This window comes from Lysinibacillus sp. (assembly GCF_032093475.1).
Lineage (GTDB): Bacteria > Bacillota > Bacilli > Bacillales_A > Planococcaceae > Lysinibacillus > Lysinibacillus irui.
In genome coordinates, this window is the sequence record NZ_DAMDAY010000136.1 from 1 (window position 1) to 12,214 (window position 12,214).

The 12,214-nt window shown below is 38.2% G+C and carries 10 protein-coding genes and 1 other annotated feature; all 10 genes read left to right on the plus strand.

Annotated features, from left to right (window positions below; genetic code table 11):
- The first annotated feature begins 165 nt into the window (after window positions 1-165).
- The gene (locus RT445_RS20570; protein WP_312507432.1) at window positions 166-2,532 is read left to right on the plus strand and encodes an endonuclease MutS2; all 2,367 of its coding nucleotides are present in this window, start codon (window positions 166-168) and stop codon (window positions 2,530-2,532) included.
- 22 nt (window positions 2,533-2,554) lie between these two features.
- The gene (locus RT445_RS20575; RefSeq protein WP_008179180.1) at window positions 2,555-2,968 is read left to right on the plus strand and encodes a DUF350 domain-containing protein; all 414 of its coding nucleotides are present in this window, start codon (window positions 2,555-2,557) and stop codon (window positions 2,966-2,968) included.
- A gap of 444 nt (window positions 2,969-3,412) precedes the next feature.
- Entirely contained in the window at window positions 3,413-5,107 is a 1,695-nt protein-coding gene (locus RT445_RS20580) for an AMP-binding protein (protein ID WP_274794025.1), read from the plus strand.
- A 147-nt stretch (window positions 5,108-5,254) separates the two neighbouring features.
- On the plus strand, window positions 5,255-5,836 hold the full coding sequence (locus RT445_RS20585; RefSeq protein ID WP_274794024.1) for a fatty acid metabolism transcriptional regulator FadR: 582 nt from the start codon (window positions 5,255-5,257) through the stop codon (window positions 5,834-5,836).
- Between the two features lie 14 nt (window positions 5,837-5,850).
- A complete protein-coding gene (locus tag RT445_RS20590) occupies window positions 5,851-6,624 on the plus strand; it encodes an enoyl-CoA hydratase (RefSeq protein WP_274794023.1) in 774 nt (257 codons plus the stop codon).
- A 111-nt stretch (window positions 6,625-6,735) separates the two neighbouring features.
- Complete coding sequence (locus RT445_RS20595; protein WP_274794022.1) at window positions 6,736-7,509, plus strand: electron transfer flavoprotein subunit beta/FixA family protein; 774 nt, start codon at window positions 6,736-6,738, stop codon at window positions 7,507-7,509.
- 50 nt (window positions 7,510-7,559) lie between these two features.
- Window positions 7,560-8,537, plus strand: coding sequence for an electron transfer flavoprotein subunit alpha/FixB family protein (locus RT445_RS20600; protein WP_274794021.1), 978 nt, complete (start codon window positions 7,560-7,562; stop codon window positions 8,535-8,537).
- A gap of 137 nt (window positions 8,538-8,674) precedes the next feature.
- Window positions 8,675-8,909 (plus strand) — a binding site (T-box leader).
- Window positions 8,910-8,992: 83 nt separating this feature from the next.
- Window positions 8,993-10,312 (plus strand): amino acid permease, encoded by a 1,320-nt coding sequence (locus tag RT445_RS20605; RefSeq protein ID WP_396631780.1) that lies wholly within the window; start codon window positions 8,993-8,995, stop codon window positions 10,310-10,312.
- A 118-nt stretch (window positions 10,313-10,430) separates the two neighbouring features.
- Window positions 10,431-10,742, plus strand: a complete 312-nt coding sequence (gene trxA, locus RT445_RS20610; RefSeq protein ID WP_274794019.1) for a thioredoxin — start codon at window positions 10,431-10,433, stop codon at window positions 10,740-10,742.
- Window positions 10,743-10,842: 100 nt separating this feature from the next.
- Window positions 10,843-12,214, plus strand: a 1,372-nt coding sequence (gene uvrC, locus RT445_RS20615) for an excinuclease ABC subunit UvrC (RefSeq protein ID WP_313471453.1), incomplete at its 3' end; no start/stop codon positions are given.

Below are 12,214 nucleotides of genomic sequence, written 5' to 3' on the forward strand. Positions count from 1 at the left end.
ATTAATACAGATGCCCATGATATTGCGCATTTACGTTTTATGGATATTGGTGTTCGCTATGCCAATAGAGCATGGCTACCAAAAGATATGATTGTGAATACATGGACGCGTGACCAGTTTGAAGCGTTCATACGACGAAATAAATAGACTGAGGAGGTGTTCTCAGTGATTGCAGAACGCGCATTGAAAACACTAGAATACGATAAAGTACGTCAGCAAGTGGCTTCATACTGTACTTCTTCAATTGGTAAATCTGCGATTGAGGAGCTTGTGCCGCAAACTGATTTTGATAAAGTAGTACAATTACTAGAAGAAATGGATGAAGGTTTATCTATTTTACGAGTTAAGGGCAATGTACCAATGGGAGGGATTTTTGATGTTCGCCCATCTGCAAGACGTGCACAAATAGGAGGCATGCTTGCAGCAATAGAACTAATGGAAATATCCAGTACGATTCGAGCAAGTCGAATTTTACGTAATTTTATTGAAGATATAGAGGCTGATGAAGTGATTGAGATTCCACATTTCATCGCTAAGAAGGAAGCCATGCCTGTCTTAACAGGATTGCAGCATGAAATCAACAATTGTATTGATGACAATGGGGCTGTTGTAGATTCAGCTAGTCAAACATTGCGCTCCATTCGTCAATCTTTACGTGCTGAAGAAGGAAAAGTCCGTTCAAAGCTGGAAAGTTTAATCCGTGGAAGTAATGCAGCGAAAATGCTTTCTGATACACTTGTTACCATTCGTAATGATCGCTTTGTTATTCCGGTGAAACAAGAATATCGTCATCATTATGGTGGTATTGTGCATGATCAATCTTCTTCCGGTCAAACATTATTTATTGAGCCTGACTCTGTCGTACAAGCGAATAATGAAATACATCGTTTAAAAATGAAGGAACAGGTAGAGATTGAGCGAATATTACTAGCATTAAGTGCAATGGTACAAGAAGTAGCATCAGATTTATTTAACCTAGTGAAAGTTTTAGGTGATATCGATGTCATTTTAGCAAAAGGTAAATATGGACAAGCCAATAAATGTACAATGCCTAAAATGAATCAGGATGGCTATATTCGATTAGTGCGTGCACGCCATCCACTTTTACCAATCGATGTGGCTGTACCAAATGATATCGAATTTGGCAAAGAGATTACAGCCATTGTTATTACAGGTCCGAATACGGGCGGTAAAACGGTGACGTTAAAAACGGTGGGCTTATGCACATTAATGGCGCAGGCTGGATTACCAGTGCCAGCATTGGATGGGTCGGAGCTTGCAGTATTTAAGCAACTGTTTGCTGATATAGGTGATGAGCAATCGATTGAGCAATCACTTTCCACGTTCTCTTCTCATATGGTCAATATTGTAGATATTTTAAAGAAATTTGATCATGAATCACTTGTTCTTTTTGATGAGCTAGGAGCAGGTACTGATCCCCAGGAAGGTGCAGCATTAGCTATCTCTATTTTAGATGAAGTGCATGGACGAGGAGCTCGTGTGATGGCAACAACCCACTATCCAGAGCTAAAAGCATATGGCTATAATCGACCAGGTGTTGCCAATGCTAGTGTAGAGTTTGATATTGAAACATTGAGCCCAACCTATCGACTACTTATTGGTGTACCTGGACGTTCTAATGCATTTGAAATATCCAGTCGCCTTGGTCTTCCAGAATCAATAATAGATCGAGCTAAGAGCTTTACAGGGACAGATCGACATGAGGTTGAATCGATGATTGCCTCATTAGAAGAAACACGTCGCCAATCAGAAGATGATGCAGAGCGTTCCCATGCATTGCTGGTAGAATCTGAAACTTTACGTAAAGAGCTTCAAGATAAATTACAAGCCTATGAGGAGCGTAAAGAGGCGCTAGATAAGAAAGCGAAGGAAAAAGCTCGTAAAATTGTTGATGAAGCGAAAAAAGAAGCAGAATCAATTATTGCTGAGCTGAGAGAAATGCGCAAAAATGCTGACCAAGTTGTCAAGGAACATGAATTGATTGAAGCCCGCAAACGCTTGGAGGAAGCAACACCGCTTGATAACAATAAAGTGCTGAAAAAGGCTGCACAAGTTAAAGCCCGTGCACAAAACTTAGTTGTCGGGGACGAGGTAAAGGTGTTAAGCTATGGACAACGAGGTACATTGTTAGAAAAAGTGTCGGATACCGAATGGGTTGTCCAAATGGGGATTTTAAAAATGAAAATCTCGGATAGTGATTTGGAGTATATTAAACCTGAAAAAGAGCCTGTTTTACGAACAGCTGGTGTGAAAAATCGAAATAGCCATGTTAAATTAGAATTGGATTTACGTGGTGAACGCTATGAGGACGCGATTTTGAGAACGGAAAAGTATATTGATGATGCGTTGCTTGCTAATTATGGTCGAGTCTCTATTATTCATGGAGTTGGTACAGGAGCTTTACGTCAAGGTATTCAAAGCTATTTGAAAAAGCATAAACGCGTGAAATCCTTCCGTTTTGGTGAAGCCGGCGAGGGGGGCTTAGGCGTCACAGTTGTAGAATTGAAATAAGCTAAAAAGGGGACGGAGAAAAATGCTGAATTCTGGCTTTTGGCGATATCCAATTATCGAAACGGCAGGATATTTTAGTGTTGTAGTATTATGTTTAGTCGTCTCGATGGCATTGTTCGAAGTCGTTACGAAATATAAGAATTGGGAAGAAATTAAAAAGGGTAATGTCGCTGTGGCACTTGCAACTGGTGGTAAAATACTTGGCATTTGCAATATCTTTCGCTTTTCCATTGCACGCCATAGCACATTGAGTGAAATGATTGGCTGGGGTCTTTTTGGCTTTACACTATTGATTGTAGCGTATTTCTTATTTGAATTTATGACACCTCGTTTTAATGTTGATCAAGAGATTGCCAATGATAATCGCTCAGTAGGTTTTATTTCCTTTACCATTTCTGTCGGTCTATCGTTTGTTATTGGGGCAAGTATTGCATAGGAGTGTCATGACATGGAAAAATTAGCGAAGGTACTAATCATTGTCTGTATCGCATTTTTGGCAGTGGGCGTCTACTATATGATGACTGTATAAAGAACAACGCATTCTCTTAGGAGGGTGCGTTTTTTTGTGAATGAATCTACATAAATTTCTACTAAAAACTATTAATTTTCTCTCAATCATCTAACGGAACATTGAAAAAGATTATTTTTATAATATAGGAATATGCGAGTAGCTTTTTAGCAGAAATAATGAAGAATGAATGAGTATTCATAAGGTGTATCCGTACAAACACCAATAAATATCAGTCATATTAATGTTGTAAATTGCATAATAATTAATCGAAAATGCATTTATTTTCTATTTTCTGTTTGAAACTGTATTTCTTTTTCATTATAATAAATATAAGAATTGACAAAGTTTGGGACAAAGGGGAGAGGACGTATGACAGCAAAACCATGGCTAGCAAATTATCCTGAAGAAGTACCATCGTCTTTAACGTTTGAGGAAATTCCAGTGCAAGAGTTTTTGACACGTGCCTATAAAAAGAATCCATCTAAAATTGCGATTCATTTTATGGGGAAGGATTTGACGTACACTGAGCTATATGAGTCTGCTTTAAGATTTGCAAACTATTTACAAGCACTTGGTGTGGAAAAAGGTGATCGAGTGGCTATTATGCTTCCTAATTCGCCACAAAGTGTAATCGCTTACTATGGTGCCATGTATGCAGGTGCTGTTGTCGTTCAAACAAATCCACTTTATACTGAACGTGAGCTTCAATATCAAATGGCTGATTCTGGGGCAAAGGTTATTTTAGTCATGGATATTTTATATCCACGCGTGATGAAAATTATGAAGGAGACGGCTCTCGAAAATGTTATTGTGACAGCTATTAAAGATTATTTACCGTTTCCAAAAAATTTAGTTTATCCTTTTATTCAAAAAAGGCAGTATGGATTTAGTGTCAAGGTTGAGCATAGTGGGCAAAATCACTTGTTTTCAGAAATAATGCGCTCTGCACCAATTAAGGTGATTGAGAATATTTCATTTAATTTTGAAGAAGATCTAGCACTGCTTCAATATACAGGTGGAACAACAGGTTTTCCAAAAGGAGTCATGCTAACACATAAAAATTTAATTGCCAATACGACAATGTGTGATGCATGGATGTATAAATGTGTGCATGGGGAAGAAACCATTATGGGCATTCTACCATTCTTCCACGTCTATGGGATGACGACTGTTATGCTGTTATCGGTATTTACTCAAAATAAAATGGTGCTCCTACCAAAATTTGATGCAGAAACAGCATTAAAAACAATCGATAAACAAAAACCAACGCTGTTCCCTGGTGCCCCAACCTTATACATTGGTTTACTCAATCATCCAGACATTGCAAATTATGATTTATCGTCTATTAAAGCATGCTTAAGTGGTTCTGCTTCATTGCCTATTGAGGTGCAAGAGAAGTTTGAAGCTGTAACTGGTGGCAAACTGGTAGAGGGCTATGGTTTAACAGAAACGTCACCTGTAACACATGCTACGCCAATTTGGGGGAAGCGAGTAATTGGTTCAATTGGTTTACCATGGCCAAATACAGACGCTGTCATCTTACGTACAGGCGATACAGAGGTGCTACCAGTTGGTGAAGTAGGTGAAATCGCTGTTAAAGGACCACAAGTGATGAAGGGTTACTGGAACCGCCCAGAGGATACTGCAGCAACATTTGTAGATGGCTGGTTTTTAACAGGTGATCTTGGATATATGGATGAACAGGGCTTTTTCTATGTAGTAGACCGTAAAAAAGATATGATTATAGCAGGTGGCTTTAATATTTACCCGCGTGAAGTGGAAGAAGTGTTGTACGAACGCGAAGAAATTCAAGAATGTGTAGTCGCTGGCATACCTGACCCATATCGAGGAGAAACAGTTAAAGCTTATATTGTATTAAAAGAAGGATATTCGATTTCAGAGGACGAATTAAATAAATATTGCCGTCAACATCTAGCGGCATTTAAGGTTCCGCGTTATTATGAATTTAGAGATGAGCTACCAAAAACAGCCGTAGGGAAAATTTTGCGTCGCACTTTGGTAGAAGAAGAAAAAACAAAATTAGCGAATAAAGAAGCGAAATAAATACGTGTGAAAGTATTGACAAGCAATGCTGTAAAATATAATATGAAAATATGAATGAATGACCATTCATATTTTCATATTTTTTTAGGTTCACACGTCATATGGATCATGTAGACGTGCGCATGTTTTTTAGGTGGTGATATAAAAGTGAAACGAGATAAGCCGAAATATAAGCAAATTATTGATGCAGCTGTCATCGTTATTGCGGAAAATGGGTATCACCAAGCGCAAGTATCGAAAATCGCCAAACAGGCAGGGGTGGCCGATGGAACAATCTATTTATATTTTAAAAATAAAGAAGATATATTAATTTCTGTCTTTAATGAAAAAATGGCTGTTTTTGTAGAGTCATTACAAGATATAATAGAAAATGGAAGTACGTCAAAAGACAAACTTTCACGAATGATTGAAAATCATTTTAATGTTCTAGCGACAGATCGATACCTAGCAACCGTCACACAATTAGAGCTACGCCAATCAAACAAAGACTTACGATTAAAAATTAATTCGGTACTACGTGAGTATTTACACTTACTCGATCAGATTTTAATCGAAGGTATGCTTTCAGGTGAGTTCAATCAAACGATGGATGTACGCTTGGCACGACAAATGGTTTTTGGAACAATTGATGAAACTATTACGTCGTGGGTTATGAATGACTATCGATATGATTTAATGGAACAGGTTCCAAAGGTTCAGGCATTAATCCTGAACGGCATTAAAGCTTAAAAGGATGTGGAGAAATGGAATTTCTAAGTTGGAAAGTAGAAGATGGGGTAGCAATGATTACAATTGCACGTCCACCAGCAAACGCTTTATCTCGCGGTATTATTGCAGAAGTTAACGCTGTTCTAGATGCTTTAGAACACGATGATGCTGTAAGAGTCCTTGTACTTCATGGTGAAGGCCGTTTCTTCTCTGCGGGAGCAGACATTAAAGAATTTACTGGGGTAGAATCTGGGGAAGAATTTACGAAGTTAGCTAGCAATGGACAGCAAGTATTTGAGCGTGTTGAATCATTCTCTAAGCCTGTGATTGCGGCCATCCATGGTGCAGCATTAGGTGGCGGACTTGAGTTAGCAATGAGCTGTCATATGCGATTCGTCACTGAATCTGCAAAGCTAGGTTTACCTGAATTACAATTAGGTCTAATTCCTGGATTTGGCGGTACCCAACGCTTGCCACGCTATGTGGGGGTAGCAAAGGCCGCGGAGATGATGTTTACAAGCGAGCCAATTTCAGGTACAGAAGCTGTTCAATGGGGCTTAGCAAACCGTGCATTCTCAGACGAAACGCTACTAGATGAAACGTTAAAGATTGCTAAGAATATTGCTAAGAAAAGCCCAATAGCTTTAAAGGCAGCTATTCAAACATTGCAATTTGCAAAGCATGCATCGTTCTATGAAGGCATTGAAGCAGAAGCGAAATCCTTTGGAACAGTATTCGTGACAGAGGATGCAAAAGAAGGAATTCAAGCATTCATTGAAAAGCGTGAGCCTGTGTTTACTGGTAAATAATTTTCCAAATGTCGATAGCACAAAGATGTTATCGGCGTTATCGAAACTGAAAATATATAATATTTATAAGTTTACTTAGAATTATAAAAACGTTCCAGGAGGTATGGATATATGAATATTTTTGCATTAATTAAACGTACGTTTGATACAGAAGAAAAAATCGTTGTGTCGGGTGGCAAAATCCAAGAGGATGGCGCGGAATTCATTATCAACCCTTATGATGAATATGCCATTGAAGAGGCAATTCAAGTGCGTGATGCTGCTGGTGGCAAAGTAACAGTTGTCACAATTGGTGGCGAGGATGCAGAGAAGCAATTACGTACAGCGCTTGCTATGGGAGCTGACGAAGCCGTATTAATTAATACCGAAGATGATTTAGATGAATTAGACCAAAATGCTGCTGCTTATCTCTTAGCTGAATACTTAAAAGATAAAGATGCGGATTTAATTTTAACTGGAAATGTTGCAATTGATGGTGGTTCTGGTCAAGTTGGTCCACGCGTTGCAGATTTACTGGATATTAATTATGTAACGACGATTACAAAACTAGAAATTGACGGAACATCTGCGAAAATTGTTCGTGATATCGAAGGAGATTCAGAAGTCATTGAAACTTCTTTACCATTATTAGTAACAGCTCAGCAAGGTTTAAATGAGCCACGTTATCCATCATTACCAGGTATTATGAAAGCGAAAAAGAAACCGCTTGCAGAACTTGAGTTAGATGATTTAGATATCGATGAAGATGATGTAGAAGTGAAGATTGAAACAGTAGACATCTTCTTACCAGCTCAAAAGGCAGCTGGCCGCGTTCTTGAAGGTGACCTTTCTGCACAAGTAAAAGAACTAGTAAATCTACTTCACACAGAAGCAAAAGTTGTTTAATTATTTGATGATGTTAATCGAATCTTAAAGGGTAACGGAGGGAATATTCTATGTCAAAAAAAGTATTAGTGTTAAGTGAAGTTCGTGAAGGAAGCTTACGTAATGTTTCTTTTGAAGCAATTGCAGCTGCAAAACAAATCGCAGATGGTGGCGAGGTTGTTGGAGTACTTTTAGGGGATGCTGTAGCAGGTTTAACAGGTCCATTATTTGAATATGGTGCTGACCGTGTGGTAACAGTGGAACACCCACATTTAAAGCAATATACATCTGATGGTTATAGTCAGGCATTATTAGCTGTTATTGAGCAAGAAAAACCAGCTGGCATTGTCTTCGGGCATACAGCAAATGGTAAAGATTTATCTCCAAAAATCGCTAGTAAATTACAAGCAGGTCTAGTATCCGATGTCACTTCTATTGAGGGTGCCGGTGATGATGTTCTATTCATCCGACCAATTTACTCTGGTAAGGCTTTTGAAAAAGTGAAAGTTAAAGAGGGCGTTGTTTTAGCTTCCATTCGTCCAAATAATATTACACCATTAGAAAAAGTCGAAGGAAAAACAGGCGATGTTTCTGCTATCACTGTAGATATTACAAACCTACGCACAATAATCAAAGAAGTAGTTCGTAAATCTTCAGAAGGTGTAGATCTTTCAGAAGCGAAAGTTGTTGTTGCAGGTGGTCGTGGTGTGAAGTCTGAAGAAGGTTTCGAGCCATTAAAAGAGCTAGCAGATTTACTAGGCGGTGCAGTTGGAGCATCACGTGGTGCATGTGACGCTGAGTACTGTGACTATTCACTTCAAATCGGTCAAACAGGGAAGGTAGTTACACCTGACCTTTATATTGCGGCGGGTATTTCTGGTGCCATTCAACATTTAGCAGGAATGTCAAATTCTAAAGTAATTGTTGCCATCAATAAAGATCCAGAAGCAAATATTTTCAAAGTAGCGGATTACGGTATCGTTGGTGATTTGTTTGAAGTTATTCCGCTTTTAATTGAAGAATTTAAAGCATTAAAAGTGAACGCATAAAGTGTTAAGCAGGGAGGGAAGATCCTTCCTGCTTTTTATAATGGGCGAAAGAAATAATTAGTGTTTGAAAATTATTGCAAAATAAAATATTGACATAATTAACGATAGCTATTATAGTGGTTGATACATTAATGATTTGAAACGCAAAGATTAGGAGTAGTAAAAGCTCATTATTCGGTGAAGAGAGCTGCGGGATGGTGCAACGCAGTCCAATAAGGCTTTGAACTTGCCTAGGAGTGGTAAGATAGATAGAATTATCTGATTATTCTATTTGTTTGACGATTAACCTTCGTTACAAGGTTTTAAGCTGGGTTCTATAAAGAACCAATTAGAGTGGTACCGCGGTTTGCTAAATGGCATATCGTCTCTTCTTTTATGAAAGAAGAGACGATATGCTTTTTTGATTTTTAGGAGGTAAGAAAGTGGAAAAAAACAGTCAACAATTAACAAGAACAATGACCTCACGTCACATCACAATGATGGCTCTAGGTGGGGCAATTGGGGCAGGGTTATTCAAAGGTAGTAGTGCTGCTATCGATATGGCAGGGCCGTCAGTGCTCATTGCGTATTTATTAGGGGGCATCATTTTATTATTTGTTATGCAAGGCCTCGCAGAAATGGCCGTTCGAAATAAAGAAGCCAGAACGTTTAGAGATTTAGTTCAATCGGTGTTAGGAAAATACCCAGCTTATTTCCTCGATTGGATCTATTGGAAAATGTGGGTTTTAAATATCGCAGCGGAGTCTGTCGTTGCGGCAATTTTTATTCAATATTGGTTGCCAGAATACCCCATCTGGATACTTGCCTTGTCAGTTTCAGTTTTAGTGACAGCCATTAATTTATTGTCCGTAAAAATATTTGCTGAAACCGAATACTGGCTAGCCTTAATTAAAATAACGGTTATTATTGTGTTCATTATAGCGGGACTTATCTTATTACTAGTTTCGTTTGGACATCATACAGCTGTAGGTTTTTCTAATTTAACGGAGCACGGAGGGTTTTTCCCTAATGGTTCAATGGGTTTAATTGCTGCCATGTTGGTGGTTATTTATTCTTATGGGGGAACCGAAATCATTGGGATTACATTAGCAGAAACGAAAAATCCAGAAAAAGTTGTACCAAAAGCTGTTCGTAGTACACTAGTACGTATTGTTACGTTCTATCTGCTACCTTTCTTTATTATTGTCAGCTTAATACCTTGGAATAATGTAAACGGGGTACCTGAAAGTCCATTTGTAATGGTATTTAAAATGATCGGCATTCCTGGTGCAGATCATATTATGAACGCTGTCGTTTTACTTGCCATTATTTCCTCCATGAATTCAGGACTCTATGGTTCATCTCGTGTGCTGTATACCCAAGCTGTAGACGGGCGTGTACCTAAAATTTTTGGCTATTTATCTAAACGTAAAGTGCCAGTATATGCTATTTTAATGTGTACAGTGGCCATGTATTTAGGTGTAATCTTATCTCTATATGCTGGGAGCAAGACCTTTGATTTCTTAATGGGATCTCTTGGTTATACGGTGTTATTCATTTGGTTAATTATTGCGATTGCCCATTTGAAATCACGAAAAAAACAAGCGGAAAATACAAGTGCCTATGAAGTGAAATGGTTCCCTTATACAACATGGATCGCTATAATTGCGTTAAGTGCCATTTTAATTGGGATTATTTTCACAACTTCCATTATCATCACAGGCATTACGTTAGGCATTTATCTCTTTATTACATTATCCTATGTATTGAAAGGCCGTTATCAAGAAAATGAATAGTCAATCTTACGTTTTTCGACATCGTTTTTCATAAAAAATACATTGTAGGCAGATTGTTCGCTCAAGTGAATTTATCCATGCTATACTACAATCATAGTAAGCTTAAGGAGGATTTCAAATGGCAATTGTACATGCAACGGATGCTACGTTCCAAAACGATATTAAAGAAGGGTTAGTACTAGTAGACTTTTGGGCTGCTTGGTGTGGACCTTGTAAAATGATTGGGCCAGTTCTTGAAGAAATGGACGCTGCTGGTAGTGCAGCTAAAATTGTAAAAGTTGACGTAGACAATAACCAAGGTACTGCAGCTGAGTATCAAATTATGTCTATCCCATCTTTACTATTATTTAAAGATGGAGAATTAGTTGACAAAACTGTAGGCTTCCAACCTAAAGAAGCTTTAGAAGCATTTATCGCAAAACATGCGTAATAAATGAAGTTTATAAAAGCCGAGCCATCAATTGATGTGTTCGGCTTTTTTTCGTTATATAATATGGAGAGGAAATTCTACTTAGGGGGGCAGGTAGGTAATGAACGATTTAATTAAGCGTAAACTGGATATTTTACCCGATCAGCCTGGCTGCTATTTGATGAAAGATCGACAGGGGACAATTATTTATGTCGGTAAAGCGAAAGTACTGAAAAATCGTGTGCGTTCTTACTTTACAGGTACACATGAGGGGAAAACGCAAAGACTTGTAAGTGAAATAGAAGATTTTGAGTATATCGTGACATCATCCAATATTGAAGCACTTATTTTAGAGCTGAATCTCATTAAATTACATGATCCAAAATACAATGTCATGCTAACGGATGATAAGACATATCCATATTTAAAAATTACCAACGAAAAACATCCGCGTCTTATTACAACACGAAAGGTTAAAAAGGATAAGGCTAAATATTTTGGTCCCTATCCTAATGCATATGCGGCAAGTGAAACGAAAAAGCTATTAGATCGATTATATCCGCTACGCAAATGTGTACAATTACCTTCAAAAGTTTGTTTGTACTATCATATGGGTCAATGCTTGGCTCCCTGTGTAAAGGAAATTGATGGTCAAACTTATCAAGAAATGATTGAGGATATGACAAAGTTTTTAAATGGTGGTGTTGAGGCAGTTAAAAAGGAGCTGGAAACTAAAATGCTTGCAGCTGCTGAAAATTTGGAATTTGAACGTGCGAAGGAGTTTCGAGACCAAATTGCACACATTGATACAGTTATGCAAAAACAAAAAATTGTATCAAGTGATACAACAAACCGTGATGTATTTGGCTATGCTGTTGAAAAAGGATGGATGTGTGTACAAGTATTTTTTGTCCGACAAGGTAAATTAATAGAACGTGATGTCTCCATTTTCCCGATCTATCAAGATGCTGAAGAAGAATTTTTAACATTTGTTGGGCGTTTCTATGAGAAACCAGAGCATATAAAGCCAAAAGAAGTTTTTATTCCACAAGCCATTGATGCAGCCATTTTAACGGAATTATTAGAGATCAAAGTACTCACACCAAAACGAGGACAGAAAAAGGAATTGGTAGATTTAGCAACCAAAAATGCTGAAATAGCTGTGGCAGCTAAATTCCAGCTGATTGAACGACAAGAAGAACGTACAATTGGTGCTTGTGAGGTTCTTGGTGAGGCAATGGGTATAACGACGCCATTACGAATTGAAGCTTTTGATAATAGTCATATGCATGGCACGGATGCCGTCTCTGCTATGGTTGTTTTCATTGATGGAAAGCCTGCAAGAAAGGAATATCGTAAGTACAAAACGCGTTCAGCAGCCAAGCATGATGATTATGGCGCTATGCAGGAGGTCATCCGTCGTCGTTATACGAGGGTTTTAAAAGAGGGTTTACCATTACCAGATTTAGTCCTCATTGATGGAGGAAAAGGGC